The sequence below is a fragment of the Fructobacillus broussonetiae genome (assembly GCF_018437275.1).
GTDB classification, from domain to species: domain Bacteria; phylum Bacillota; class Bacilli; order Lactobacillales; family Lactobacillaceae; genus Fructobacillus; species Fructobacillus broussonetiae.
In genome coordinates, this window is record NZ_JAAMFK010000001.1 from 93,972 (window position 1) to 119,819 (window position 25,848).

Below are 25,848 nucleotides of genomic sequence, written 5' to 3' on the forward strand. Positions count from 1 at the left end.
GTGTAAGTAAGATGAACGTCGCCTATTGGTGCATGCGAGACAAACCATGCTGGGTGCTCCCATTATCGAGCTGACGATTAGTAGTTTTGATCGAATAAGAGAGGTGTTCTTTGTGGAGCACAAACTAGGTGGTACCGCGTGCAAACGCCCTTTAGTCATTTTGACTAAAGGGCGTTTTTTTATTTATTAACGCCAATCAAACACAAGAGGAGAAGGAAGATGAAAAGGAATTTAGGAATAGCATTAGCGACCTTGTTGATATTTATTATGTCGGTGGTTGCCGGAGGAACTAAGGCTTCTGCTGATGATAATAGTTTGCAAAAGATGAAGGATGCGGGCGTGTTGCGTGTTGCCACGTCACCTGATTATCCGCCGTTTGAGTTTCAAGCTACGATTGATGGTAAGTCCAAGGACGTTGGTATGGACATCGAAATTGCCAAGCAAATTGCAAAGGATCTCGGCCTGAAACTGAAAGTCATGGACATGGATTTTGGTTCGACGCTTGTAGCCGTTCAGACCGGTAAAGTGGACATGGCCATTACGGGCGTGAACCCGACGGAAGCACGTCGTCAATCCGTTGACTTTTCAAAGATTTACTACAACGGTGGCCAAGCGTTTCTTGTTAACAAAAAGCAGCTAAAGGAATTTAACAACGCTAAAAAATTGCACGGAGCAAAGATTGGAGCTCAGACAGGGTCTTTGCAGCATAAGTTAGCAAAACAGGATTTTTCTGATAGCGACATTCAAAGCATGGATAAAACACCGAATTTAATCTTTGCTCTTAAAAACGGTAAGTTAGATGCCGTTGGGTTGGAAAAGCCCGTAGCAGAAGCGTATGCAGCAAATAACAAAGACTTTGCCATGATTGATGCCGGTTATAAGCTTGATGCTAACGAAACTGGAGCAGCCATTGCCTTTGCAAAGGGTTCTGATTCATTAGCTTCTGAGGTCAATAAAAGTATTGATAAGATTCACAAAAATAACTGGATCCCTAAGTACCTGAAAACAGCTGGAAAGTACATGAAGGACAATCTACAAGATACTTCGATGATGCACTACTGGAAGTATTTCTATAACGGATTCTTGAATACCACTTTGATTTCAGTATTGGCTGTTATCTTCGGTATCCTGCTCGGAATTCTCTTGGTCCTCATGAAGTTGTCTTCTTGGAAACTGCTTTCCTGGACAGCAACTTCTTACATCGAAATCGTTCGTGGAACCCCAATGATGGTTCAAGTTTTGCTCGTTTACTTTGGTTTAGGAGCTGTGTTAAACCTTTCGGCATTGGTTGCCGGAACGATTGCCATTGCGCTGAATTCCGGTGCCTACGTTGCTGAAATTATCCGTGGTGGAATCAACAGTCTGGATAAGGGGCAAAACGAGGCAGCTGCTAGTATTGGTCTTTCCAAAGTCGACACGTTGCGTTTTGTGATTTTGCCTCAGGCCTTTAAGAACATCTGGCCATCCCTTGGAAATGAATTCATTTCCGTCGTGAAGGAAAGTTCCATTGTTTCCATCATCGGGGTGTCCGATTTGATTTACCAGTTGAACGTCGTGCGTGCCGATACTTACCGTGCTGTTGCACCAATTGTTGTCGTCATGGCGATTTACTTCCTCATGACCTTCACGTTAACCCGGTTGTTAAACCACTTTGAAAGGAAAATGAACAATGACTAAAACAGCGATTGAATTACAAAACGTCGAAAAGTCCTTTAAAGATAATTTGGTCTTAAAAGGCGTGAGCGGACAGATTGAAGAGGGGAAAGTTCTAAGCATTATTGGACCGTCAGGATCTGGGAAGTCAACGCTCTTGCGAACAATTAACCAGTTGGAGAAGCCGACGTCAGGCGGCGTTTTCTTCGAAGGAAAAAACCTAGTTGAAGCCACTAGCAAAGAATTAAAGCACCTCGGTGAATCGATTGGAATGGTTTTTCAAAGTTTCAACCTCTTTCCAAACCACACGGTTTTAAAGAACGTCACACTTGGGCTCGTCCGTGTGAAGAAGATGGATGAAGCAGAGGCAAAAAAGACAGCAAACGACTACCTGACAAAAGTCGGGATGGATAACAAGGCCGATGCGTACCCAGCCTCTTTGTCCGGTGGTCAAAAGCAAAGGGTGGCCATCGCCCGTGCCTTGGCCATGAAACCAAAAGTATTATTCTTTGACGAACCAACCTCCGCCCTTGACCCAGAAAACGTTGGGGAAGTCTTGAAGGTTATTCAGGAGCTAGCCGAAGAAAAGTTGACTATGGTCATTGTGACCCACGAAATGGCATTCGCTAAGAAGGTGGCTGATAAAGTTTGGTTCATGCAAGACGGTCAATTGGTTGAAGAAGACACGCCGGGCGTCATTTTTAACCATCCAAAGCATGAACAAACACAGCACTTTATTGAACAAGTCTTACTTGATTAGAAGAAAAGGATAGGTACCGTTATGGTTGATAAGCTTTGGGGAGGGCGCTTCCAGCAGGGAGCTGCCAGTTGGGTAGAGGACTTTGGTGCCTCCATTCATTTCGATTATCAGTTGGCCCACGAAGACATTGAAGGGTCACTCGCGCATTCAAAAATGTTGAGTAAAGTTGGAATCATCTCAGAAGAAGAGTGTGCCTTTATTCAGGGTGGGCTAAAAGAGATTTTAGCTGACATTGAAGCGGGGAAGGTACAGTTCTCTGTTCAAAACGAGGACATTCACTTGAACATTGAGTCCTTACTGACAGAAAAGATTGGCTCGGTAGCTGGTAAGCTGCATACGGCTCGTTCAAGAAACGATCAAGTGGCAACGGACTTTCACCTTTGGATGAAGCACCGCCTGCCAGACGTGAAGGCAGCCATTAAGAACTTGCAAACCGAATTAGTACTCTTAGCTGATAAGCACGCTGATACGATTATGCCTGGTTATACGCATCTTCAGCACGCTCAGCCCATTTCCTATGGTCACTACTTACTAGCTTACTTTGAGATGCTGCAACGGGATTACGAACGTTTTGAATTCAACGAGAAGCACACTGATATCCTCCCACTAGGAGCCGCGGCGCTCGCGGGGACGACTTTTCCAATTGATCGTGAATACGTTGCTGATGAATTAGGTTTCGGAAACATTTATCACAACAGCTTGGATGCCGTTTCAGACCGTGATTTCGCCATTGAATTCCTGGCCAACGCTTCGATGCTCATGATGCACCTTTCCCGGATGGCAGAAGAACTGATTCTCTGGACGTCCTTTGAATTCAACTACTTGGAATTGTCCGATAGTTACTCAACCGGATCATCCATTATGCCACAGAAGAAAAACGCCGACTTCGCCGAACTCAGCCGTGGTAAGACGGGCGCCGTTTACGGTCAGTTAATGGGCTTGCTTACCGTCATGAAGGGCTTGCCTTTGGCTTATAACAAGGACATGCAAGAAGATAAGTCCGGGACTTTTACAACTTTTGACACGATTATCGCCGTCTTGAAGGTGTTTACGGGGATGCTTGAAACGGTCACCGTGAAAAAGGACAACATGAAGGCCGCTTTGAAGACGGACTATTCCAATGCAACCGAATTGGCTGATTACCTGGCAAAGAAGGGGATGCCGTTCCGTCAGGCCCACGAAGTGACGGGAAAGTTAGTCTTTGAAGCCATTCAAGAAGGAATTGCCCTCGAACAGTGTGAACTGAAAGCGCTGCAGGAACACTCCGCTTTGATTGAAGACGATGTGTACGTGGTATTGAACCCAATGACGGCCGTTAATAAGCGGACCTCACTCGGTGGAACAGCAATCTCAAACGTTAAAAAAGAAGTTGTTCGGGCAAAGGGAATACTTGCTTCTAAAATGTGATTTTCAAATTTTTGCATGAATTTTATAAAAAGCGCTTGCATTATTTTTGAAAGCACCTTAACATAAAACACGTATTTAATTGCATATAGAACTGGGGTACCTGTTTGGTTGAGATAACACCCATTGAACCTGTCCGGTTAATACCGACGTAGGGAGTTCGCACAATAAAGCTTTTTTAGCGCCGCTTGTGTATGACTTCCGTCTATCACAGGCGGCTTTTTTATTGCGATCAATGGTTCCCCTTCAGAATAAAGGAGGATAAGCATGAAGAATACACAGTGGAAATTGAAAGACGCCATCTTGTTGGCCCTGATTGGAATCATCTTTTCGGTGGTTTACTTTTTGATGGACCCGCTCTATCAAATCATTTCAGGCGTCCTAACAACGGTTGGTTTGCAAAACCTTGCAAACGATATTGTCCTTGGCATTTGGATGATGGCAGGGCCTTTAGCAGCCTACGTTTTGAAGAAGCCCGCTACGGCTTTGATTGATGAAATGATTGGGGCTGCCGGCGAAATGTTCTTAGGTGGTTTTTACGGTGTTGGAACGCTTGTTTCTGGTTTGGTTCAAGGATTGGGATCAGAACTTGGTTTCACCTTCACCGGCTACAAGAACTACAAAACTGGTTTGTGGTTGTCAACTTTGACTGGAACCATCGTCACCTTTGCCTGGAGTTTGATTGCTGAAGGATACGCTTCTTACCATTTCGCTTTGCTGATTGTGCTCTTCATCGTTCGTTACTTGTCCATTTTCTTCTTCGGTGGCGTTTTGGTTTTTGCCATCGAACGTCTCTTGGACCGTTCAAAGTTCTTGTCATCAAAGGACGAAGAGGAGTAAGCCCACATGGCGCTCACTGCTAAAAACTTAAGTTTTTCGTATCGGAAGAAAAGCCCAATCTTTGAAAACGTGAACCTGAACATTGAAAAGGGTTCCTTCACGTTAATGATGGGGCCATCTGGTTGCGGGAAGTCGACACTGTTTAAGTGCTTAGCTGGTTTGTTTCCGCAGTACGGCGGGATGGTGAGTGGCTCTGTCACTGTTGATGGCGAGCCGGTCGCGGAATCAGCAGCCAACGAACGGGTGAAGAAAGTTTCTATGCTTTTTCAAAATCCGAAAGAACAATTTGTTTTGGAGACGGTCGAGGCGGAGATTGCCTTTGCCCTTGAGAACTTATCGTTAGAACCCGCTGAGATTGAGAATCGAATCGATAAGGCCCTGGCCATGGTTCACATCTCTGAATTTAAGCACCGTTTTCTTGGACAGTTGTCCGGGGGAGAGATGCAAAAGGTCGTCCTAGCTGAAGTATTGGCTCTGGGTGCTGAATACCTTTTGCTAGACGAACCATTTGCTGCCGTTGACCATGACTCAAGGGTTGAGTTACAGGAACTTTTCTTGGAACTTTCAAAAGCTGGTTATGCGGTTTTGGTTTGTGATCATGACGATGCAGGATACGAAAACAGGATTACGGACTTCTATCGCTGCTCAAAGGGTGAAGTGACTTCCGTTGAGTCGGACAACTGGCCGAAGGACCTGGGAGAAGAGGTCTTCGAGTTGGCAGCAAAACTGCCTGGTACGGGTCTGACTTTGACAGCTTCAGAATTAGCTTTAGAAAACGACCAGCGCTTACTGCTCTTTCAAAAGGAACTTGAGGTAAACAAGGGGGATTTAATCCTGATAACCGGTGAGAATGGATCAGGGAAGTCGACCTTTCTAAAAGCCATCTCAAAGCTTCAAAAGTACGATGGAGCGCTTCATTTTAACGGAAAGAATTTGAGTGACTGGAAGAACAAGGCGTACTACCAATCCGTCGGGCTCGTCTTTCAAAGCGCACTCGATCAGTTTTTGACCATAACGGTCGAAGAGGAGTTGGCCCAAGTCAAACGGTACGCGAAGAATCAGCGTTACTGGACGGAGGATCGAGTCGATGACGCCCTTGAGCGTTTAGAGCTAACGGGACTTTCGAAACGTTCCGTCTACACGCTTTCAGGTGGCCAACAGAAAAAGTTGCAGGTGTTGCTCATGTTAATGACTGAAAAGGAACTGTTGCTCTTCGATGAGCCCTTCGCTGGTTTGGACAACGACTCTTTCCAAAAAGTCATTGAACTGATTCAGGAGAGTCGGGCTGCGCTCGAACAGACGATGCTCATTGTTTCGCATCAGATTCGTCCTTTGATGGGCGTGGTTAACCGTCGCTTGCACTTGCAAAACCGTGAGTTAAACGAGGAGGTGCACGCATGAACGCAAGTCAACGCTTGTTCCTCGCACTGCTTATTTCAATAGAAATTGCTGTGACGAAATCAGTGACGCTGAATCTGACACTCTTTGGAATGTTCTTCATCCTGTTACTTTGCCAACGAATTAAGTTTAAACGACTTGGTTTTTACATTGCTGTTTCAATCTTGCCAACGCTTGGAACATTTTGGTCCTTTTACCTTTTTGGAATTGGTGGGGCATTTGAACGAATGCATACGGGGATGATTATGGGGTCTCGTATTATGCTTTTCGTCTTTGTTAGTGCCTGGTTAACGAATTCGGTTACACCGTCTGTTTTACTTCATTCACTTCAACAAAATCTAAAACTGTCACCAACCTTCATTTACGGGCTGTTGGCAGCCTTGAACTTCGTGCCACGTTTCAAGGACGCTTTCAAAAGTATTCAAGCTTCGGCTAACATGCGCGGCCAGTCTTTGAGCTGGTACCAACCAACGATTTACTTTAAAGCGTTAATTCAAGCCATTAATTGGTCTGAAACGGTGGCGATGGCGATGACCGCACACGGCTTTCAGGAGGGAGCTTCACGCTCATCCTTTAAACGTTATCCCTATAAAAAGTCGGGGTTTGCGGTGATTGCTGCTGCCTTATTTGCAACCGTTGTTCTATTGAACTTCAGCCAGTATTAAAAAAGGGCCGCAAGATTTTATCTTGCGGTCCTTTTTGTTTTTACATGATATCTTGTATGATTTCTTCCTTCATGGCTTTTACCAATGGATCAGCCGTTGCGGAAGGATTTGTAACGAGCCCGAGATGACGGAAGTAGGCCTTTTCGAAAGGATAGGCTTTGACCTCGCCGGATAGACGGGTGAGGGCGAGGTCTGGCAGGATTCCCCAACCAAGGCCAGCCTCGACCATCGCAAGAATCGACTGGTCATCAATGGAATAGTTGATGGCCTGTGGCTTCACGTCGAGTTCGTCTAACGCAGCCTTCGTATCGGAATCATAGTCCGCTCGTTGAAGAATAAAATGCTGATTTTCAAGGTCAGCCTGCGTAATCGTCTGACCGTTTTTTGGGATAAAGTCAGCCTGCGTGATGCATTTAATCTCATCGTCTAGCAAGAAGGCGGTGTCCAGGCTTTCCTTACTTGGAAGAGCTGAGAAACCAATGTCAATTCGTCCCTGTGCCACACCTTCTTCAATCTCTTTAAATGATCCTTGGAAGACGGTCACATCGACGGCTGGATAGTTTTTTTTGAATTTTTGGATGATGGTTGGCAACCAGGCAATACAGACGGAAGAGATGGCGCCAATACGCAGATTACCAGCAGCTAACCCAGCGAGGTTGGCTGCCCGTGCGTGAATCTTTCGGTCTTCGTTTAGAAGGCGTTCCACCATTGGCAAAATATCTGCGCCAGCCTGAGATAAAGCCATCTCAGAGCGGTTACGTACCAGCAGTGGTAAACTGAGCTCGCTTTCTAAAGAAGCGATGGCGTGTGAAACGGCGGAAGGGGTAATGTTTAATTGATCCGCGGTCTTTTTAAAAGATGCCGTCTCTGCAACCGTCGCAAAGATTTGATAGGTGAAGGTTTTCATCGATTTTCCTTTCTGAGAAGTAAGATGAATTTTTCTAACTTTAAATTGAAAATCTTTAGTTTTACTTATTTATTAGCTAAGTATAAACTACAAGTATGGATATTTAAAGGAGTATTGTATGGAAGAACAACAACAAGGCTTCGCCCGCACGCTATCTCACCGCCACGTGGCGATGATTGCATTGGGTGGAACAATTGGAACCGGACTTTTCTTAGGAGCCGGTTCCGCCATTCAAAAGGCCGGACCAGCCATCTTGTTGGTCTACATCATTACTGGACTCTTCGTCTTTGCGATGATGCGGGCGCTTGGGGAATTGCTTGTTTCAGACGATTCCAAGCCCGTCTTCATCGACTTCATGACACAGTACCTTGGTGAAAAGGCTGGCTTCGTTCTGGGTTGGACCTACTGGATTGGTTGGGTTGTTATCGCCATGACCGAATTGACGGCCATTGGAACCTACATGAAGTTCTGGTTCCCTGGCATGGACGCCTGGCCGTTTGAACTTGGCTTCCTCGTCGTTTTGTACTTACTAAACGTTGTGGCCGTTAAGGCCTTTGGAGAAGCTGAGTTTTGGTTTTCAACCATCAAAATCATCGCCATCGTTGCGATGATCGCGACTGGTTTGTTTTTGGCCCTCGGTCAAGTTCACACACCGCTTGGTAAAACAGAATTTTCAACGCTTTGGTCACACGGCTTGATTGCGAACCATGGAAAGACGCTTTTGACAGCCTTCCAAATGGCTTTCTTCTCCTTCTTAGGGGTTGAGTTCGTCGGCGTTACCGCTGCGGAAACAAAGGATCCGTTGCAGACGATTCCAAAGGCCGTTAACTCCATCGTTGTTCGAATCTTGATTTTCTACATCGGTGCGTTGTCAGCCATCATGATCATCCAACCATGGACAAACTACGAAGCTGGTCAGTCACCGTTCGTTCAAGTCTTTGCTGGTATTGGTGTTCAATCCGCTGCAGCACTGATTAACTTCGTTGTGTTGACTGCTGCCGCCTCTGCCATCAACTCGGCCTTCTTCACGACTGGTCGCATGTTGTACTCATTGTCAGGTCCAAAGTCACGCTTTGGTAAGCTGAATCACAATCAGATTCCACGAGCAGCCATCAACGTTTCAACCCTGATCGTTGGTTTGTCAGTTATTGTAAACTACCTTTACCCAACGGACGCCTTCAACTTGATTTCATCAACGGCTTCCGCCGCTTTCTTGATTATCTACATGAGCTTGATGCTCACGCACGTTGTCTACAAGAAGCAGGTGAAGAAAGGGCTGGTTGAAGAAGCAGGGTTCTTCAAGTTACCATTTGCGCCATATTCAAATTACTTGACGATTGCCTTCTTGGCACTCATCTTTGTCTTGATGCTTTTGAACAAGGGCACGATGTTTACGACGATTTTGGCCATTATCTGGTTGATCGCTCTTACAGGAGTTGCTTACATTAAGAAGAAGTAATAAAACGTTTATTGCTAGTCGGAAGCGCATGCTTCCGACTTTTTTAGTCCCTTAAAAAGCCTGATTTAACACGTTTCTATGGTAGAATAGCACTTAGTTAAAACGTTAGGAGAAAGTTAATGAAAGTTGGAATCGTTGGTCTCGGCCACATGGGAACTGCTTTGGCTAAGGGGTTGCTGAACGTTTCGGGTACCACACCTGTTGGGCTGTCCTCAAATGCTAAAAAGGCACAAGAACTAAGTATCGCTGTGTTCAAAGAGACAAATGACTTTGTCTCACAGGAGATGGATGCGCTTATCTTAACTGTTCCAGCCAAGCACACAGTGAACACCTTGGAAAAGCTGGTTAAGGCTGGCTTATCATCCTCTGTCATTGTGATGTCTGCTGCAGCTGGCGTTTCGGCTGAAGCACTCCACAATGTTTCAAACGACAACCCAATCTATCCCTTCATTCCAAACATTCCTTCAGCAATCAACGCCGGAACAACCGCTTTGGCCGTTACGGAATACGGAACGGGTGAGGCAACAATTACTGTAAAAGAACTTCTTGAAAGTCTAGGAGACGTTCTTGTTGTTCCAGAAGATCAATTGGCCATTGCTGGAACTGTCGGCGGCTGTTCACCAGCCTTTATCGACGTCATGATGGACGCCATGGAAGACGCTGCTGTTGCACAGGGATTGGACCGCTCCAAGGCGGCTGACCTTATTGCTTCCGTTGTTTTGGGAAGTGCAAAGCTCGCTCAAAGTTCAGATCTTTCGACCGCTGACCTCAAGGGACAGATTACATCCCCCGGTGGTTCGACCATCAAGGGCGTTTTGGCTTTGGATGCGAACGGTTTCCGCCATGCTATTCACGAAGCAATTATCAAAGCTTCTGGAAAATAAGCACACTTATTACTTTAACGTTTTAAATTCATTTTACTGAGGAGAGAACATGCTATCACTACCAAAGAAAGTAAAAGGGGTCTGGTACCTCTCTGAGCTGGTTTCAGGAATTGTGATTTTTGCGATTTTATTTGGGCTGACCTGGGCGTTGCCAATTTTTACTAGCTGGACGTTACCGTCATGGTTGCTTTCAGCATTGTATGTACCGGCCGCAATCATGGTCGTCTTTGGCTTTAGCATGGTCCACTACCGATACGCCGTCTATCACTATCAGGTTAACCCGACAGATGTTGAAATTATGCGTGGCTTTTTCTATCGTCGCCTGACTGCTATTCCAATTGATCGTGTACAAAACGTCGATTTGGACCAGGGACCTTTTTTGCAAATTTTTAAGCTCCAAAAGGTTGTGCTTGTCACCGGAGGGGGCCATCATTCAATCGAGGCCTTGACTGAAGAAGATGCTATTGCTTTCAAGGACCAAGTCATGACGTTGGCAAAGGAGGCCCGTCATGAAGCCTAAACACCTACACATTTTAGCTTTCTTTGAGCAGGTGTTTTTGGACGGACGAACGACCTTCTTTGCTTTGATTGGTGTGATGGCTCTGCTTCACTGGACATGGTGGGAGTTTACTCTTCTGTTCTTGGCTTGGTTCACCTTTGAAGGACTCGATTACTGGATGCGCCGCTACTGGTTAACGGAAAATGAATTGGTCTTAACTTCTGGAATCTTAAGAAGAAAATGGCGCCACCTTCCATACCAAAAGATTCAAAATATTCACCGGTCACAATGGTTTTTCCTGAAGCCTTTCCGGCTTGAAAAGATTGCTGTTGATTCCGGGGGACAGGGAGGTGAACGCGAGAACCAAATCACACTTCCTGTCATTCCAACCTGGGTAACCTGGGTAATTGAACAAAAGCATCAGAATCCAAATACGGAATTGGACGTGCTTTTAGAGATCGCCGACCAACAGGTAGCCATGAAATCAGAGGACTTCTCGAAGGCGCTTTTGGATAAAACGGGTGATCGTCAGGACCATCATCTAACGGTAAAAGATGGAAAAGAGGTCGAACACAAGACTAGCGTGAAAGAATTGTTCTTGTATGCCTTAACGGCACCTGAAGTTCTTTTGCAGTTCGCCATTGTTTTTGGCTTCTTAGGCCGATTGGACTCTCACGTTCACGTTTTTGAAACGATTAGCGATGAGGTAAGTACCAAAAGCGTGTTGATGATTGTCGGTGTTGTGATTGCCTTTCTCGTCGTTCTCTTTATCTTTAACATTATTAAAACGGTCATCTTATACTATGACTTTACCTTTAGTAAAAAGGACGGACATTTGCAGATTCAGCGTGGCCTGTTCGAGGTGCGTGGCCTAACATTTGCTGAGAATCGGATTCAGTCTTTGCAAATCGAGCAAAATCTTTGGCGTAATCTGTTAAAACTCGCTACTGTTCGTTTGCGTTTGATTACTGACAAAAGCGGTGACGACGAGGTGCAAAGAAAGCTGCCGACAATGTTTCCTTTGGTTAAATCAAAGGAAGCCAATGACTTGGCGCACGCTTTCTTGCCTTCGCTGGTGCCCGAAAAAAAGCCGGCGATTAAATCAGGCAGTTTCTTTCAATCATGGGCGATGGCGCGTAATGCTGTTGTTTACCTCGGAGTAATTTTGGCAGTTGCCCTTTATTTCTGGTTGAATACTTACAGCGTGATGGTCGCGATTTTCTTGCTTGTCCTTGGTGCGCTTTCCGGGTATTACAAGGGCCGTGTGACAGGGACAGCCATCGTTGAAGAGGGGAAGGTGCTCGTTCTTCAAACCGCCCGTCTTTTTAACAAGAAGACGGTTTACGTGAAGTGTGAAAACATTCAGTCTGTCAGCTTGACGCAATCCTTCTGGATGGCGCTCTTTAATAAGCGTGCGCATCTGATCGTTGTCATACGAACGAATGATGGATCGGCTGAGATTGAAACCCGTTACTTGCCATTGCAAGAAGCAAGGGCAATTTATGCAGCTTATCAAGCGGCATACCAAAAGTAGCGTTAACAAATTATTTTCGAAAAAAGGCAGTCAAATTTTCTTGGCTGTCTTTTTCTAAATATTTAAAAAGTAACATTAAAAACGGGCTTTTTATTAAGTGTTTTCATTTGAAAATCCGAAATAATTGTTAATATTTATAAAATGTAAAGGGTTACATTGTAAAACATCCTTTGTATTTTTTCAAATTAGATTGACTTTTTAATAAAAGTCCTCTAAACTTCTATATAAAGCAGATGAGGCGAAAGGCTTCACTGTACAACTGAATCCAGCGTTTTGAGGTGAAAGGCTTCACTGTACAACTGAATCCAGCGTTTTGAGGTGAAAGGCCGAAGAACCACGGTTTCACACTATTTTATGAATACGAGGATTACAGTATGTTTTCATTCAACAAGGCTAACGTAAAGCCTGTTGCACAAGACAAGATTGCTGGTGAATACAAGCGCCGTCAATTGGGTGTTTTGCTTGCAACATCATTTTCATACATTGGTTACTACATCATCCGTTTGGTTTTCACGACGGAACAAGTTAACATTATGAACAACTACGGATTTGACATTGGTCAAATCGGTTTGATTCTTTCAACCTTCGGTGTTGGGTACGGAATTGCCAAGCTCTTCATGGGAGCCTTGGCTGATAAGTCCAATGCTCGTTGGTTCTTGGCCGGTGGTTTGTACCTTTCAGCATTCTTCAACTTGCTGATTGGTTTCACGTCAAACTTCTACTTGATTTTGGTGTTGATGCTTTTCATCGCCGTCACGCAATCAATGGGAGCGCCTGCTTGCCAACGTCAGATTTCAATGTGGTTTTCTAAGAAGAACCGTGGAACGGCCTACTCAATCTGGTCATCAGCTCACAACGCCGGAGCGTTCTTCTGTGTTTTGTCAATCGAATTGGCAACGGTTCTTTTCTCAGGTTCACTTGTGATGGTCTTTGTCACGGCATCAGTAATCTCAGCTGTTTTGGCAACGTTGATGCTTTTGATCAACACGGACAAGCCAGAATCAGTTGGCTTGCCTGACATCGGAACTTACTCTGGTTATGTCGAAGTTGACATCAAGGGTGAAAAGACGAACCAAGCAACGACTGATATGTCTGTCTTCCAAATCTTGGTTAAAAGCATCTTGTTGAACAAGGTTGTTTGGTTGGTGACGTTGACGTCAATGTCTTTCTACATCATCCGTTACGGTGTGATGTCATGGATTCCATCTTACTTGCCAACGAAGGGCTTCTCAGTTTCTTGGGCAAAGTGGTTAGTTGGTATCTTTGAAATCTCAGCCGTTCCTGGTGTTATCGCCTTGGGAATGTTGTCAGACTTCTTGAACGGACGTCGTGCTTTGATTTGCTTGATTGCCGCTATTGGAACGTTGGCATCATTGACTGTTTACTTCACGACTTCAAATCACGTGGCTTTGATCATCGCCTTGTTTGCAATGGGAACGATGATTTACGCTCCAATTACGTTGGTTGGTTTGATGATCAACGAAGCGGTGCCAAACTACGCGGTTGGTTTGTCAGCCGGATTCATGGGCTTCTTCCAGTACATCTTTGGAGAAACGATTGCCACTGCTGTTATCGGTGGTTTGGTTCGTTCATACGGCTGGAGCATGGCTTCTAACGTGATTTACTTCGCGGCTGCTGTTGCCATTGCTTTGCTTGTTGCATTGCTCTTCGAAGAAAAGAAGATTCGCGCCATGGAAGCATCCGTTAACAACTAATTGCTAAATTAAAAAAGTCGCTTGAGCGAAAGGCTCGAGCGGCTTTTTGTTTGCCTCGTTGATGTAAAAGTCAAAGGCGTGCGTTATTCTTCTAGACCATCATTCCATTTTGTCAGTAGGATGGTTCCGTCTTTGATTTGAGGGACTGGTGCTGGATTGTGGCTGTTATAAACCGTAATGCCCTTAAAGTCGGCTTGGTTGATGTAAAAGTTTAATAGGGCAGTATCCTTTTCATAGACAAGGGTCGACCAAGCCTTGATTTGTGGAAAGGATTCTTCAATCATTTCAAGAAAGCGGGTAGCAATTCCTTGTCCCTGATGGTCAGCTTTAACAAACAAGAAGATGATGTCAGAAAAGCCTTGTTTATACTTTGGGTGAAAGATGGCGCCAGCTACCATTTCGTCGTTTAAGGTGAGCTTCAAGTTAACGCTGTCCGCATAGAAAAAGGCACCTGCAATGTCTTCGATGTCCGGTAGACTCTCTGGATCAAAGTCATCATCTTCATCGCTGTATTTTTGAAAGGCAGCTCGAGTCGCGCCATACAGATTGTCCCTGAACTCATGGAGTTCTTCCGCTTCTAGATATGAGATTAAAAGCTTGTTTTCTTGTTTTGACATGAAGTTCCTTTCGACTGAGATGGGGAAGGGCGATGATGACGCTTTAATTAAAAGTTGTCTTTACGTAACACATAGTTGCTATCAGACGATGAGTTATCGCCTTCTTTTCGGTGGTGTGGATTCAGAAACTCGATAATCTCAAAACCACATCGATTAACGAATAAGTTAACTAACTCATGGTCACCTGAGTAGATGTTCATTTCCCAAAGGTCAATGTCGTGGAACTGTTTGGACATCTTCAAAAAGAACTTCGAAACGATTCCGGTGTTTTGAAAGGCGGGTGCCGTAAAAAGGTAGATTGGCGTGCCAACGACGACCTGGTCGCCTTTCGTCAGAAAGGTTATACCGGCAATGATGGCGCCGTTTGACTTAGCGACGATTGAAGATGTTCTCTTTGCTTGTAAGAAGTCAGTGATTTCTTGTTCTTCTGGCGTTAGCAGATCAATCGGCATGAATTCTCCGTAGTGTCGTGGAATGCTATACCGATAGGCAGCCTGTAAAGTCCTTCTAAAAAGATCATAATCGTCTTCTTTTAAATATTCGAGGTGAAAGTCTTGTGCTTGCCGCATGAATTCATTCACCTTGTGTTTTCTATTTTTTGAGCTCTCTTAAATCTTCTTTTTGAAGTTTGCGATGAGTTCCTGACGGTTGGGATTGGTGTCTTTCCAGTAGGCCTTGTCAAAGTCGTTCATCACAATGAGCGCCTTTTCCAGGTTGTTCTTTCCGTGCTGTGTGAGGCGAATGGCCTTCGAACGTGGATTTTTCTTTCCAGGGAAACGGTCCAAGAAATCTTCACGGGCCAGCTTGGTAATGATGGCAGATGCCGTCATTGGATCAATGTCAGCTTCCTTTGCGACCATCGCCTGTGTCACTTCTGGAGCTTCCAAGTTTAACTTTTCAACGGTGGCCAAAACTTGAACCTGTGGGTGGGTTAGATTTAACCGACGGAGTTGACTTTTGGTCTGTCGGAACCAGTCCGTATAGAGCGCAAAGAAGCTTTGCGATGTTGAATGTTGATAATCGTTGATTAATTCTTCATGAGATTTTGTCATTGTTATCCTCTGTTTAATATCATAAGTATACTTATAATATATGGCATAAACGCTCTACGTTCAAGCGCTTTTTAAGAAATCAGTTGGCGCTTTTTTCTTTTCATGCTATACTTTTTTCGACAATTGAAAAAGTTGGGGTGCCTTGTGCTGAGATTATACCCATTGAACCTGAAGCCGTTAGTACGGACGCAGGGAACGAGTGGCAGATACTGTCTTTTTTAATTACGTTCTATGACGTCCTTGGCTTATGCCAGGGACTTTTTTTATTGTCAAAAATAAGTGTCAGAGAATAAAGGAGAGAGTATGACAGAATACAGTGAAAAAATGGAAGAAATTTTGGCCACGCACTTGCCTGAATTTTATAACAATGCTTTCATTCAAGAAATGATCAATGGGGATGTTAACGCAGAAGCCTTGTTGAACTACGTGAGCCAGGATCAATCCTACTTAGGTTACTTCCTGCCAATTTTTGGCGAGACATTGGAAGCCTTTGGCATCGACTCAAAGGAACTTGAAGCTTTTCAAGAAGACGGTGATACAGAACCACACGAAATGCTTTTGAATTTGGTCGAAGAAGCGAGTGGTCGACCAGAAGAAGTAAAAGAAGTTGACCTTTTGCCTGGTACGAAGCAGTACTTAAACCTTTTGAAGACGAGCCGAGAAGCCAGTCCTTTTATCTCAATGTCGGCCTTAGCTGCATGCCCATACGTCTATGCTTACCTTGCTGAACAATCAATTGCTGCTGGAAAGATGACACCAACAAACCCGTTTTACGAGTGGTTCGACTTCTACCAACGAACGGATGGTGGCATCACCGTCCACTTGCTTCAGGCATTGGATGAAAAAGCTAAAAAAATGAGTGAAGAAGAGCAAGCCGCTGGGCTTGAAGCATTTCTTCAAGCTGTGAAGTGCGAAGATCTTTTCTTTGCACAAGCCATGTAAGGTGGTTTAGCATGCAAAAGAAAGTGATGTATCCAACGGCATTGACGATTGCTGGTTCTGACTGCGGAGGCGGTGCCGGGCTCCAGGCGGACATCAAAACCATGCAGGCCTTTGAAGTTTATTCCACTTCTGTGATTGTGGGGCTGACCGCTCAAAATACTTACGGCGTGCAAGATGTCATGCCAACACCAGTTGAGATGATTAATGCTCAGTTTGATTCTTTGTACGCGGACTTTGATATCAAAGCGGCTAAGACTGGCGCTTTGTTTGATGCTGACCGTGTGCAGGCAGTAGCGGAGAACGTCGTGAAATACGGTGTTAAAAATTTGGTTGTTGATCCCGTTATGGTCGCAAAGGGCGGTGCTCAGTTGCTCGATGACAACGGCGTTTTGGCAGTAAAGAAAGACTTGCTGCCAAAGGCCTTGCTCGTTACACCAAACTTGCCTGAAGCGAAACTGCTTGCTGGCATGACCATTGAATCAAAAGAAGATATGAAGACTGCGGGCCTTATTATCCAAGAAAGCGGTGTTCCAAACGTGATTGTGAAGGGTGGACACCTTGAAATGGAAACGGTCTACGACTATGTCTTGTTAGAGGACGAAGAGTTCTTCATGACCGGTCCTAAAGTTCATAACGAAAACAAACACGGCACTGGTGATACCTTGTCTTCTGCTATCACTTCAGGATTGGCAAAGGGCCTGTTTTTGAAACAGGCCATCGTTGAAGGACATGCCTACATGAACCGAATCATCAATCATTCACTTTTTGTTGGACACGGGCACGGACCACTCAATCATGGTAACTGGGCAGACCCCAACAAGGTGAGAACTGGATTTGGCCTTGAGGTCCTTGGACCGCAGCTGGTTATTGAAACAGAGAACATTAGCGGCAGTCCGCGCGCGTTGGCTAATTTAGTTAAGAGCGCCTGCCGTTCAGGCGTCAAAGTTGTTCAGCTTCGTGAGAAGGACGAAACGAAGCTGAACTGGGAAGACAAGGTCGTCCTTGCCAAAGCATTAAAACAAATTTGTAGCGATAACCATTCCTTATTCTTCATCGATGACGACCTTGATCTTGCCATTTTGTCTCATGCCGATGGCATTCACGTTGGTCAATCCGATACAAGCGTCGAGCACATTGTTCAGCAAGCCCCCAATCTTCTCATCGGCCTCTCCATCTCTACCATGGAAGAATTCAAAAAGAGCGAGCACCTCTTCCAACACCTCGCCTATATCGGTGTCGGTCCGGTCTTCGCCACACAGACGAAGAAAGATGCCAAGTTGCCCATTGGTTTGGACGGCTTAAAAGCGATTAAAGCGAAGTCGCCCGTTCCCGTCATTGGAATTGGGGGTGTAAGTGAAGAAACCGCTTCCCGTATCCTTGATGCCGGCGCCGATGGAGTCGCTGCCATTTCCGCCTTTACGAAAAGCAATAATTTGTACAAAACTGTCTTTGAACTGAGCAAGAAGGAGTAAACAATGTTAAACAAAATGCGCAATAATCCCGCTATGGTTATCATGAATAGTAACCACGTTACTGAACAATTAGTTGCGGATGCTATCTCTTATTTGGGCGGCTCACCCTTAGCGAACGATGACGAACGCGACGACGAAACACTCGTCGGCCTCGCTTCAGCCGTGGTCATTAACATGGGCACGACTAAAAAAGAAAGCCACGAACGTGCACTTCGCCTGGGAAAGGTGGCCAAGAAGCTTGGCAAGCCCGTCGTCTTTGATCCCGTTGGTGCCGGTGCTTCTAATTTGCGTCGCTTGAACGCCATTGACACGATGAAACAAGTCCAACCCGAAGTTGTTCGTGGTAACTTGTCTGAAATCGCTGCGCTTTTGATGAACGAACAATCCGCATTGGGCATTGACTCGACCTCTCATGCAAACGCCGTTCAGGTCGCAAAGGCATACGCCAAGCAAGAAGAAGTCTGGGTTGTCATTTCAGGTGAAGTGGATGTTGTGACCGATGGTGAAACGGTTTATGAACTTCGCAACGGACACCCTTACTTATCCGTCAACGTGGGGATGGGGGACGTCTTAGACGCTATTTTGGCATTAGGATTAGCCCACGGCGTTTCATTAGAAGATTTAGCTAAGGTTGCCTCCATCTTAACGGTGGCGGCGGATTTGGCCATCGAACGCGACGATGTGCACGGACCAGCGACATTTCGGAACGCCGTCTTCGACTATTTGGCGACATTGTCGGATGCAACGTTGGCAAAACTTGCAAATATTAAAGTGCTTTGAAAATAATGTAAGCTCTTTTTGTTGTTGAAAGTGTTAAACTAGGTTTATTCATTTCATGTAATAAAGGAGTTACTTATGCCACTTTTAAAGATGGATTTAATCAAGAATCAATACCAACCTGAAGAAATCAAGAACTTGATGCAATTGTCATTCGACGTTGCCAAGGAAACGCTGAACTTGCCTGATCGCGATCGTTTCCAAATCGTCACGCAACACGAAGACTACGAAATCTGCTTCCAAGACGTTGGTTTGGGATACGAACGCACGAACAAGGCCTTGTTCTTCACGGTCTTGTCAACGCCACGCCCAATGCCAGCCAAGAAGGCCTTCACGAAGAAGTTGGTTGAAGTATTGGAAAAGGAAGCTGGTGTCCGTCCTGAAGACGTCATCATTTCCTTTGCGACAAACCACGCCGAAGACTGGTCATTTGGAATGGGAAAGAACCATTTCTTGGACGGTAGCCTTTAATACGTATTGATATAAAGCAGTTCTTTTAAGACAAAAGAGCTGTTTTTTTCTAGTTTAAAAAGGAATTGTTGTGTTTTTTTTAAATAAATCTTGTTTCTTTGAAAAAAGAGTGCTAAGCTTTCAGTAACTCAAATCAAACCTTTAAAGTCGATCAGAGAATCGAAAAAGGCTTGGTTGGATTGTTGCCGCATTGTTTACCGAGGAAGTCCAGAGAGGCGGAGGTAGGCAAGCTTATTTGGCGAATCCTGACTTAAAAACCCAGGGACTCAGTCCAACTACAAACAAAGCCTTTTTCGTAAGCTCTGATCGTTGATCAGGGCTTTTTTTGTACGAAAAATAGGGGGCGTTTTCATGTCAGTAGGAAAAGACTGCTTAGATTTGTCGAACTTGGACAAGCAAGAAATCTTTGAGTTAGTTGCCTTAGCGGAGAGCTACGAAAAAGGGCAGAAGCCAAAGGCGTTGAAGAAGGATGTTAAGGTGGCCAACCTCTTCTTCGAGAATTCCACTCGAACGGTCACGTCTTTCCAAATGGCCGAGCACAACTTGGGACTCAGCCGATTCGATCTTAACCTCGCTGCTTCTTCTGTCAAAAAAGGCGAGACCTTGTCAGACACCTTAAAGACCGTTGAATCAATCGGCATGGACATTGCGGTGGTTCGCCACTCTGAAGACGCCTGGTTCAATACGGTGAAGCAAGAAGGCGTGAAGCTCGCATTAGTAAATGCGGGTGACGGAGCTGGGGTTCACCCATCCCAAACCATGCTGGACCTGCTCACCATTAAGCAGGAATTTGGAAAGTTCGACGGCTTAAACGTCTTGATGGTTGGTGACCTCAGTCACTCACGGGTGGTGAACTCGGACGCCCACGTGTTCAAGAAGCTCGGTATGGGTTTGACTTTTGCAGGGCCGAAAGAATGGTGGAACGAAGACCTAAACAACTACGGCCGCTACGTCGAACTAGACGAAGGCATCAAGGACGCCGACGTCGTCATGTGCCTCCGCGTGCAAAACGAACGTCTAGACGACAAGGAAGCCTCAAGCTTTTCAGTAGACGACTACGTTTCACACTACCGAGTTGATGAAGCACGAGCCAAGTTGATGAAGGATTCAGCCATCTTCATGCACCCGGGACCAGTTAACCGCGGCATCGAAATCGAATCCAAGCTGGTCGACGGACCACGCTCCCGCATCTTCAAGCAAATGAAGAACGGCGTCTTCGCACGCATGGCACTCTTAACCAAGGTGCTTCAAGCAAACGACTGGATGGAGGATTAAACATGAAAACGTTAATCGAAAACATCATCGTGGACGGTGAGCAAACCGACATGATCATTGAAGACGGACGTATCAAGGCTTTCTTGAACGAATCTTCTAAGGAGGGTTACGACAAAATCATCGACGGAAAGTGTTACACGGCACTTCCGGGTTTGGTCGACGTGCACGTGCACTTCCGCGATCCTGGTCAGGAAGCAAAGGAAACGATTGAAACCGGCTCAAAGGCCGCAGCTGCTGGAGGCTTCACTTCCGTCCTCGCCATGGCCAACACAAAGCCGGTCATCGACAACGTCGAACGCTTGGAAAGCCAGATTAAGCGTAATGAAGAAAACGGTGTAATCAAGGTCGGTCAAATCGCGGCCATCTCAGCGGACCTAACCGGAAAAGAAGTTGGCCCAATCGAAGAGCTCGCCGATGCTGGAGCAGCCGCTTTCTCAAACGACGGGCACGGTTTGCAATCGGCCAAGACCATGTACGAAGCCCAGCTAGCCATTAAGGCCGCTGGAAAGGTTTTGTCTGCCCACATCGAAGACGACGACCTCGTCGACGGAGGGGTAATGAACGCGGGTGACCGAGCAGACAAACTCGGCTTGCCAGGAATGAACAGCCTGTCTGAATCAAGCCAGCTAGCCCGCGATTTGATGATGGTCCGTCAAACGCGCTGCTCCTACCACGTGGCCCACATTTCAACGAAAGAGTCAGTGGACTTAGTTCGCCAAGCCAAGAAGGAGGGCCTTCCGGTAACCGCCGAGGTTTCCCCGCACCACCTCTTCTTGGACGAAACAGACATCATCAGTGATGACCCCATGTTCAAGATGAATCCACCGCTTCGCTCCCGTGAAGACCGCTTGGCTTTGGTTGCCGGCTTGCTTGACGGCACCATCGACATGGTCGCCACCGACCACGCCCCACACCAGGCCCACGAAAAGCAGGGTTCCATGTGTGGCTGCGCCTTCGGAATTGTCGGTTTGGAAACCGCCTTCCCACTGATGTACACGCGCTTTGTAGCGTCCGGCTTGGTCGACCTGCAAACGCTTCTTAAGTGGATGGTTAAGAATCCGATTGCTGTCTTTGGACTAAAAGACGCAGGAGAGCTCAAGGTCGGTGATAGTGCGGACCTGACTTTGATAGACCTAACCGAAGAATTTGAAATTGATGCAAAGGACTTCTACTCCAAGGGGAAGAACAGCCCATTCATCGGAGAGTCAGTCTTTGGACGCGTAAAGAAAACAATGGTCGATGGCAACATCGTCTTTGAACAATAAGGGGAAGCAGATGAAACGGTACTTAGTGTTAGAAAACGGCTCCATCTACAGCGGTGAAGCGTTCGGATCAAACGAAGAATTGCTCACGGAAGTGGTGTTCTCAACCGGCATGACCGGTTACCAAGAAACCATGACCGACCCGTCTTACTTCGGGCAAAGCATGGTTTTCACTTATCCATTGATTGGTAACTATGGCATCAACTTGGACGATAACGAAGGAAGCCGCCCGGCGGTGGACGCGATTGTTGCCAAGGAAATCACCAAGCGCCCATCAAACTTCCGCTCTGTGATGTCAATTCCTGAATACGCCAAGGAAAACGGCGTGGTCGGCATCGAAGGCGTTGATACGCGTAAGCTTGCTAAGGAACTGCGGACGCAGGGCTCCATGAAGGGCGTGCTGGTTAACAGCCTAGACGAAACAAAGATTCAGGAGCTCTTCGCCCAGGACTACGACCAACTCCTCGTTGAACGAAGCAAGAAGGAAGAGTACGTGGCTGGTAATGGAAAAGTCAAAGACGAGGGCGCTGTTCGGATTGCACTCATTGACTTCGGCTTGAAGAACTCCATCGCCCAGGCACTCGAGAAGCGTGGTGTGAACGTCTTGCACTTTGACTGGACAACCGACATCGAAAAGATTCGCGAAGCTGACCCAGACGGTGTCTTGCTTTCAAACGGTCCTGGTAACCCTGAACTCTACGAAGCATCTTATCCAATGATTCTAGCACTACAAGACGAATACCCACTCCTCGGTATCTGCCTCGGACACCAACTCTTCGCCTTGGCTAACGGGGCTAAGACCTACAAGATGAAGTTTGGTTACCGCGGCTTCAACCACGCGGTCTGGGACGTCGATAAGCAAGAAAAGCACTTCACGTCTCAAAACCACGGTTACGCCGTTGACCGTGACTCCGTTAAAGACACTAAGTTAGAAGTAACCCACGAAGAAATTAACCAAAACACGGTGGAGGGGGTTCGCTTGAATGACCGCACCGCCTTCTCTGTTCAGTTCCACCCGGATGCTTGCCCTGGTCCACACGATTCAGAGTACATCTTCGATAAGTTTTTAGCAGCTGTTAAAGATGCGAAAAAGGAGCCTTTCTATGCCAAAGCGAACTGATTTAAACAAAATCCTGGTTATTGGTTCAGGACCAATCATCATCGGACAAGCAGCGGAATTCGACTACTCCGGATCCCAAGCCTGCCTGGCCTTGAAAGAAGAAGGCTACGAAGTGATCTTGGTGAATTCGAACCCCGCCACGATTATGACGGATAAAGAGATTGCCGACCGGGTTTACGTTGAACCAGAAACGACTGGCTACATTGAACAAATCATTCGCAAGGAAAAGCCAGACGCCATCCTGCCAACGCTTGGTGGGCAGACCGGATTGAACCTCGCCAAGGAATTGGCCGACTCCGGTTTGCTGGAAGAACTAGACATCGAACTCCTTGGAACAAAGTTGAAGGCCATTGAACAGGCCGAAGACCGTGAATCCTTTAAGGAATTGATGGCTGACTTAAACGAACCGGTACCCGCCTCAGCCATCGCAACAAACATGGCAGAAGCAAAGGAAATCGCCGAACGCATTGGTTACCCATTGGTTGTTCGTCCAGCTTACACACTGGGTGGTTCCGGTGGCGGTTTCGTTCACAACGACGAAGAACTCGAACATATCGCTGCCCACGGTTTGGACCTCTCACCAGTAACCCAGGTCTTGATTGAAGAATCCATCGCGGGCTTTAAGGAAATCGAATTCGAGGTCATGCGTGACCGCGAAAACAACGCCTTGATCGTTGCCTCAATGGAAAACATCGACCCAGTTGGTGTGCACACCGGTGACTCAGTCGTTGTCTCACCAACACAAACACTGGCCGACCGCGAGTTTCAAATGATGCGTGATTCCGCCTTGAAGATCATCCGCGCTTTGAAAATTGAGGGTGGGGTGAACATCCAAATGGCGCTGGACCCACAGTCCTTTAACTACCGCATCATCGAGGTGAACCCACGAGTATCCCGTTCATCTGCCTTAGCTTCTAAGGCAACGGGTTATCCAATCGCCAAGATGGCTGCCAAAATTGCGGTCGGCCTGAATTTGGATGAAATCAAAAATCCCATCACGATGACGACCTGGGCGGCCTTCGAGCCTGCCTTGGACTATGTTGTCGTTAAGATTCCACGCTTCCCATTCGACAAGTTCAAGGATGTTGAACCAACGCTTGGCACGCAAATGAAGGCAACCGGAGAAGTCATGGCCATCGGTCGTAACTTCGAAGAAGCCATGCAAAAGGCGGTATCATCTCTGAAAAGTACGCAAAACGACTTCTCGGGGGATGCCTACGCCGAAATATCTGTCGCAGACATGAAGGCCAAGCTCATGCCCGCCACAAACGACCGACTCTTCATGATTGCGGAACTGCTCCGTCGCGGTGTGAGTGTCGAAGAAATTCATGACATCACCCAGATGGACTTCTTCTTTCTGGATAAGGTTGAAAACGTGGTGGCCTTTGAACGTAAGTTGAAGCAGGTCTTTGATAAGGACGAACTTCGTCGCGCTAAGGAGCTTGGCTTCCCAGACGAATACATTGCAAAGCTAAGCGGACAACCTGAAAGCGCTATCCGAAAGCTGCGCAAGGACGAAGGCGTCTTACCCGTCTACAAGATGGTCGACACGGCCGCCGGTGAATTCGAATCCAAGACGCCTTACTACTACTCAACCTACGAAGAGGAAAACGAATCCGTTAAGTCGGACAAGCCTTCCATCTTGGTTGTTGGTTCCGGACCAATCCGGATTGGGCAGGGAGTCGAATTCGACTACGCCACGGTGCACGCCGTAAAGGCCATCCAAAAGGCGGGTTACGAAGCCATCATCATTAACTCAAACCCCGAAACGGTTTCAACCGACTTTGCTATCTCTGACAAGCTCTACTTCGAACCGTTGACGCGTGAACACGTGTTGAACGTGATCGATTTGGAACAGCCGGAAGGTGTGCTTCTCCAGTTCGGTGGCCAAACAGCCATCAACTTGGCTGCTGCCATCAACGAAAACGGCACCATAATCTTAGGAACGGACCTGAAGGCCATCGACCTGGCCGAAGATCGAGACAGTTTCAACCACATCATTCAAAAGCTCGGTTTGCACCAACCAAAGGCCGCATTCGCCATCTCACAAGAGGAAGCAAAAGAAAAGGCCAAGGAAGTCGGTTACCCAGTCTTGATTCGTCCATCGTACGTGATTGGTGGACAGGGGATGGCCGTCATCCAAAACGAAGCGGAATTGCAGGGCTACTTAAACGTAGCCGCTTGGGTTTCAAACGACCACCCAGTCTTGATTGATTCCTACTTGGCCGGTCAAGAAGCCGAGCTGGACTTGCTTTCAGACGGTAAGGAAGTCAGCATCCCCGGCATCATGGCCCACATCGAACGCTCTGGGGTTCACTCAGGTGACTCCATGGCGGTTTACCCAGCCATCACGCTTTCAGACGATGTTGTCGACCAAATGGTCGATGCTTCAACGAAGCTTGCCAATGAACTTGGTGTCATCGGGTTGATGAACATGCAGTTCATCATCCACGAAGGCAAGGCCTACGTGATTGAAGTGAACCCACGAGCCTCACGGACGGTGCCATTCTTGTCCAAGGTCACGAAGATGGCCATGACACAGATTGCGACTTGGCTCTCGATGGGAAAGTCGCTTTCGGACCTGGGCATTAAGCCAGGCCTCAAGCCAGCAGGAAACATGATTCACGTCAAGGCGCCGGTCTTCTCCTTTGAGAAGTTAAACGACGCCAACACAAAGTTGGCACCAGAAATGAAGTCAACGGGTGAAGTCATGGGCTCTGCACCAGACTTTGCTACCGCACTCCAAAAGGCATTCGTAGCTGCTGGTGTGAAGGCACCGGTGGCAAAGCGACTCGTGCTAAATAACGTGGGCGACGACGCTGTCGAAATGGCAGAAACGCTAAAAAAGATGACTGGTGCGGGTTGGACTTTGGAAGCGTCAGAAGAATCGGTAAAGTCACTTGAAAAGGTAGGTTTTGCTGTAAGTGCGCTTATTACTAAGGACGAAGTAGAAGCCGAAATGGTTGCTGGAACGATCGATTTGCTCGTCGATTTCGGCACAAACGAAGAAGCGGTATGGCGCGGCATGGCCGTCGAACAGGGAACAGCCTTTGTCTCCGCCATCGACACATTCTTGGCTTACGCAAAAGCATTCGAGAACCTCGATGCAGAGAAGAAAGTTTACGAATTAGGAGAAGGATAA

The 25,848-nt window shown here is 46.6% G+C and carries 23 protein-coding genes, 1 pseudogene and 1 riboswitch; of the genes and pseudogenes, 20 read left to right on the plus strand and 4 right to left on the minus strand.

Features of this window, described 5'->3' with window-relative positions; genetic code table 11:
* Positions 1-219 precede the first annotated feature (219 nt).
* The 6 genes from G6R29_RS00450 (at position 220) to G6R29_RS00475 (ending at position 6,720) form a co-directional block, all read left to right on the plus strand.
* On the plus strand, positions 220-1,677 hold the full coding sequence (locus G6R29_RS00450) for an ABC transporter substrate-binding protein/permease (RefSeq protein WP_213808391.1): 1,458 nt from the start codon (positions 220-222) through the stop codon (positions 1,675-1,677).
* On the plus strand, positions 1,670-2,413 hold the full coding sequence (locus G6R29_RS00455; protein WP_213808392.1) for an amino acid ABC transporter ATP-binding protein: 744 nt from the start codon (positions 1,670-1,672) through the stop codon (positions 2,411-2,413). The genes G6R29_RS00450 and G6R29_RS00455 overlap by 8 nt, the downstream gene beginning before the upstream one ends.
* 21 nt (positions 2,414-2,434) lie before the next feature.
* On the plus strand, positions 2,435-3,820 hold the full coding sequence (gene argH / locus G6R29_RS00460) for an argininosuccinate lyase (protein WP_213808393.1): 1,386 nt from the start codon (positions 2,435-2,437) through the stop codon (positions 3,818-3,820).
* An 82-nt stretch (positions 3,821-3,902) separates the two neighbouring features.
* A riboswitch (TPP riboswitch) is annotated at positions 3,903-3,992 on the plus strand.
* A 92-nt stretch (positions 3,993-4,084) separates the two neighbouring features.
* Positions 4,085-4,657, plus strand: coding sequence for an ECF transporter S component (locus G6R29_RS00465; RefSeq protein ID WP_213808394.1), 573 nt, complete (start codon positions 4,085-4,087; stop codon positions 4,655-4,657).
* A 6-nt stretch (positions 4,658-4,663) separates the two neighbouring features.
* Positions 4,664-6,058: an ABC transporter ATP-binding protein gene (locus tag G6R29_RS00470; protein WP_213808395.1), complete on the plus strand. Its 1,395-nt coding sequence runs from the start codon at positions 4,664-4,666 to the stop codon at positions 6,056-6,058.
* Positions 6,055-6,720 (plus strand): energy-coupling factor transporter transmembrane component T family protein, encoded by a 666-nt coding sequence (locus tag G6R29_RS00475; RefSeq protein WP_213808396.1) that lies wholly within the window; start codon positions 6,055-6,057, stop codon positions 6,718-6,720. Before G6R29_RS00470 ends, G6R29_RS00475 begins: the two co-directional genes overlap by 4 nt.
* Positions 6,721-6,760: 40 nt before the next feature.
* Here the strand turns inward: G6R29_RS00475 and G6R29_RS00480 are convergent, their stop codons facing one another.
* Positions 6,761-7,627, minus strand: coding sequence for a LysR family transcriptional regulator (locus G6R29_RS00480; protein ID WP_213808397.1), 867 nt, complete (start codon positions 7,625-7,627; stop codon positions 6,761-6,763).
* Between the two features lie 118 nt (positions 7,628-7,745).
* On the opposite strand from G6R29_RS00480, the gene G6R29_RS00485 reads away from it, so the two are divergent.
* The 5 genes from G6R29_RS00485 (at position 7,746) to G6R29_RS00505 (ending at position 13,718) form a co-directional block, all read left to right on the plus strand.
* Positions 7,746-9,086 carry an amino acid permease gene (locus G6R29_RS00485; protein ID WP_213808398.1) on the plus strand — a complete coding sequence of 447 codons (1,341 nt, stop codon included), beginning with the start codon at positions 7,746-7,748 and terminating at the stop codon, positions 9,084-9,086.
* 119 nt (positions 9,087-9,205) lie between these two features.
* The gene (locus tag G6R29_RS00490; RefSeq protein WP_213808399.1) at positions 9,206-9,970 is read left to right on the plus strand and encodes a pyrroline-5-carboxylate reductase family protein; all 765 of its coding nucleotides are present in this window, start codon (positions 9,206-9,208) and stop codon (positions 9,968-9,970) included.
* A gap of 49 nt (positions 9,971-10,019) precedes the next feature.
* Positions 10,020-10,490, plus strand: coding sequence for a PH domain-containing protein (locus G6R29_RS00495; protein ID WP_213808400.1), 471 nt, complete (start codon positions 10,020-10,022; stop codon positions 10,488-10,490).
* On the plus strand, positions 10,480-12,003 hold the full coding sequence (locus G6R29_RS00500; RefSeq protein ID WP_213808401.1) for a PH domain-containing protein: 1,524 nt from the start codon (positions 10,480-10,482) through the stop codon (positions 12,001-12,003). The genes G6R29_RS00495 and G6R29_RS00500 overlap by 11 nt, the downstream gene beginning before the upstream one ends.
* Before the next feature lie 374 nt (positions 12,004-12,377).
* On the plus strand, positions 12,378-13,718 hold the full coding sequence (locus G6R29_RS00505) for an MFS transporter (RefSeq protein ID WP_213808402.1): 1,341 nt from the start codon (positions 12,378-12,380) through the stop codon (positions 13,716-13,718).
* A gap of 83 nt (positions 13,719-13,801) precedes the next feature.
* Here the strand turns inward: G6R29_RS00505 and G6R29_RS00510 are convergent, their stop codons facing one another.
* From G6R29_RS00510 to G6R29_RS00520, 3 genes are read right to left on the minus strand one after another with little or no spacing between them, the layout of a single operon-like run.
* Positions 13,802-14,335 (minus strand): GNAT family N-acetyltransferase, encoded by a 534-nt coding sequence (locus G6R29_RS00510; RefSeq protein ID WP_213808403.1) that lies wholly within the window; start codon positions 14,333-14,335, stop codon positions 13,802-13,804.
* Positions 14,336-14,382: 47 nt separating this feature from the next.
* A complete protein-coding gene (locus tag G6R29_RS00515; protein WP_213808404.1) occupies positions 14,383-14,904 on the minus strand; it encodes a hypothetical protein in 522 nt (173 codons plus the stop codon).
* A gap of 39 nt (positions 14,905-14,943) precedes the next feature.
* Positions 14,944-15,387 (minus strand): MarR family winged helix-turn-helix transcriptional regulator, encoded by a 444-nt coding sequence (locus tag G6R29_RS00520; protein WP_213808405.1) that lies wholly within the window; start codon positions 15,385-15,387, stop codon positions 14,944-14,946.
* A gap of 303 nt (positions 15,388-15,690) precedes the next feature.
* Here G6R29_RS00520 and G6R29_RS00525 point away from each other — a divergent pair, with 303 nt between their 5' ends.
* The 9 genes and pseudogenes from G6R29_RS00525 (at position 15,691) to carB (ending at position 25,848) form a co-directional block, all read left to right on the plus strand.
* Positions 15,691-16,329, plus strand: a complete 639-nt coding sequence (locus tag G6R29_RS00525) for a thiaminase II/PqqC family protein (protein ID WP_213808406.1) — start codon at positions 15,691-15,693, stop codon at positions 16,327-16,329.
* A gap of 26 nt (positions 16,330-16,355) precedes the next feature.
* A pseudogene (thiD, locus tag G6R29_RS06480) lies at positions 16,356-17,138 on the plus strand (bifunctional hydroxymethylpyrimidine kinase/phosphomethylpyrimidine kinase); the annotation flags it as partial.
* A gap of 12 nt (positions 17,139-17,150) precedes the next feature.
* The gene (thiE, locus tag G6R29_RS06485; protein ID WP_338017260.1) at positions 17,151-17,801 is read left to right on the plus strand and encodes a thiamine phosphate synthase; all 651 of its coding nucleotides are present in this window, start codon (positions 17,151-17,153) and stop codon (positions 17,799-17,801) included.
* Positions 17,802-17,804: 3 nt separating this feature from the next.
* Positions 17,805-18,581 (plus strand): hydroxyethylthiazole kinase, encoded by a 777-nt coding sequence (gene thiM / locus G6R29_RS00535; protein WP_213808408.1) that lies wholly within the window; start codon positions 17,805-17,807, stop codon positions 18,579-18,581.
* A 75-nt stretch (positions 18,582-18,656) separates the two neighbouring features.
* Positions 18,657-19,049 carry a tautomerase family protein gene (locus tag G6R29_RS00540; RefSeq protein WP_213808409.1) on the plus strand — a complete coding sequence of 131 codons (393 nt, stop codon included), beginning with the start codon at positions 18,657-18,659 and terminating at the stop codon, positions 19,047-19,049.
* Positions 19,050-19,400: 351 nt separating this feature from the next.
* Positions 19,401-20,324, plus strand: a complete 924-nt coding sequence (locus tag G6R29_RS00545; protein WP_213808410.1) for an aspartate carbamoyltransferase catalytic subunit — start codon at positions 19,401-19,403, stop codon at positions 20,322-20,324.
* A gap of 2 nt (positions 20,325-20,326) precedes the next feature.
* The gene (locus G6R29_RS00550; protein ID WP_213808411.1) at positions 20,327-21,589 is read left to right on the plus strand and encodes a dihydroorotase; all 1,263 of its coding nucleotides are present in this window, start codon (positions 20,327-20,329) and stop codon (positions 21,587-21,589) included.
* A 10-nt stretch (positions 21,590-21,599) separates the two neighbouring features.
* Positions 21,600-22,706 (plus strand): carbamoyl phosphate synthase small subunit, encoded by a 1,107-nt coding sequence (locus G6R29_RS00555; protein ID WP_213808412.1) that lies wholly within the window; start codon positions 21,600-21,602, stop codon positions 22,704-22,706.
* The gene (carB, locus tag G6R29_RS00560; RefSeq protein ID WP_213808413.1) at positions 22,690-25,848 is read left to right on the plus strand and encodes a carbamoyl-phosphate synthase large subunit; all 3,159 of its coding nucleotides are present in this window, start codon (positions 22,690-22,692) and stop codon (positions 25,846-25,848) included. The genes G6R29_RS00555 and carB overlap by 17 nt, the downstream gene beginning before the upstream one ends.

Bases quoted from the DNA above. Each gene is read 5' to 3' on its own strand.
- G6R29_RS00450 (WP_213808391.1), top strand. From the start codon at position 220: ATGAAAAGGAATTTAGGAATAGCATTAGCGACCTTGTTGATATTTATT.
- G6R29_RS00455 (WP_213808392.1), top strand. From the start codon at position 1,670: ATGACTAAAACAGCGATTGAATTACAAAACGTCGAAAAGTCCTTTAAA.
- argH (WP_213808393.1), top strand. From the start codon at position 2,435: ATGGTTGATAAGCTTTGGGGAGGGCGCTTCCAGCAGGGAGCTGCCAGT.
- G6R29_RS00465 (WP_213808394.1), top strand. From the start codon at position 4,085: ATGAAGAATACACAGTGGAAATTGAAAGACGCCATCTTGTTGGCCCTG.
- G6R29_RS00470 (WP_213808395.1), top strand. From the start codon at position 4,664: ATGGCGCTCACTGCTAAAAACTTAAGTTTTTCGTATCGGAAGAAAAGC.
- G6R29_RS00475 (WP_213808396.1), top strand. From the start codon at position 6,055: ATGAACGCAAGTCAACGCTTGTTCCTCGCACTGCTTATTTCAATAGAA.
- G6R29_RS00480 (WP_213808397.1), bottom strand. From the start codon at position 7,627: ATGAAAACCTTCACCTATCAAATCTTTGCGACGGTTGCAGAGACGGCA.
- G6R29_RS00485 (WP_213808398.1), top strand. From the start codon at position 7,746: ATGGAAGAACAACAACAAGGCTTCGCCCGCACGCTATCTCACCGCCAC.
- G6R29_RS00490 (WP_213808399.1), top strand. From the start codon at position 9,206: ATGAAAGTTGGAATCGTTGGTCTCGGCCACATGGGAACTGCTTTGGCT.
- G6R29_RS00495 (WP_213808400.1), top strand. From the start codon at position 10,020: ATGCTATCACTACCAAAGAAAGTAAAAGGGGTCTGGTACCTCTCTGAG.
- G6R29_RS00500 (WP_213808401.1), top strand. From the start codon at position 10,480: ATGAAGCCTAAACACCTACACATTTTAGCTTTCTTTGAGCAGGTGTTT.
- G6R29_RS00505 (WP_213808402.1), top strand. From the start codon at position 12,378: ATGTTTTCATTCAACAAGGCTAACGTAAAGCCTGTTGCACAAGACAAG.
- G6R29_RS00510 (WP_213808403.1), bottom strand. From the start codon at position 14,335: ATGTCAAAACAAGAAAACAAGCTTTTAATCTCATATCTAGAAGCGGAA.
- G6R29_RS00515 (WP_213808404.1), bottom strand. From the start codon at position 14,904: ATGCGGCAAGCACAAGACTTTCACCTCGAATATTTAAAAGAAGACGAT.
- G6R29_RS00520 (WP_213808405.1), bottom strand. From the start codon at position 15,387: ATGACAAAATCTCATGAAGAATTAATCAACGATTATCAACATTCAACA.
- G6R29_RS00525 (WP_213808406.1), top strand. From the start codon at position 15,691: ATGACAGAATACAGTGAAAAAATGGAAGAAATTTTGGCCACGCACTTG.
- thiM (WP_213808408.1), top strand. From the start codon at position 17,805: ATGTTAAACAAAATGCGCAATAATCCCGCTATGGTTATCATGAATAGT.
- G6R29_RS00540 (WP_213808409.1), top strand. From the start codon at position 18,657: ATGCCACTTTTAAAGATGGATTTAATCAAGAATCAATACCAACCTGAA.
- G6R29_RS00545 (WP_213808410.1), top strand. From the start codon at position 19,401: ATGTCAGTAGGAAAAGACTGCTTAGATTTGTCGAACTTGGACAAGCAA.
- G6R29_RS00550 (WP_213808411.1), top strand. From the start codon at position 20,327: ATGAAAACGTTAATCGAAAACATCATCGTGGACGGTGAGCAAACCGAC.
- G6R29_RS00555 (WP_213808412.1), top strand. From the start codon at position 21,600: ATGAAACGGTACTTAGTGTTAGAAAACGGCTCCATCTACAGCGGTGAA.
- carB (WP_213808413.1), top strand. From the start codon at position 22,690: ATGCCAAAGCGAACTGATTTAAACAAAATCCTGGTTATTGGTTCAGGA.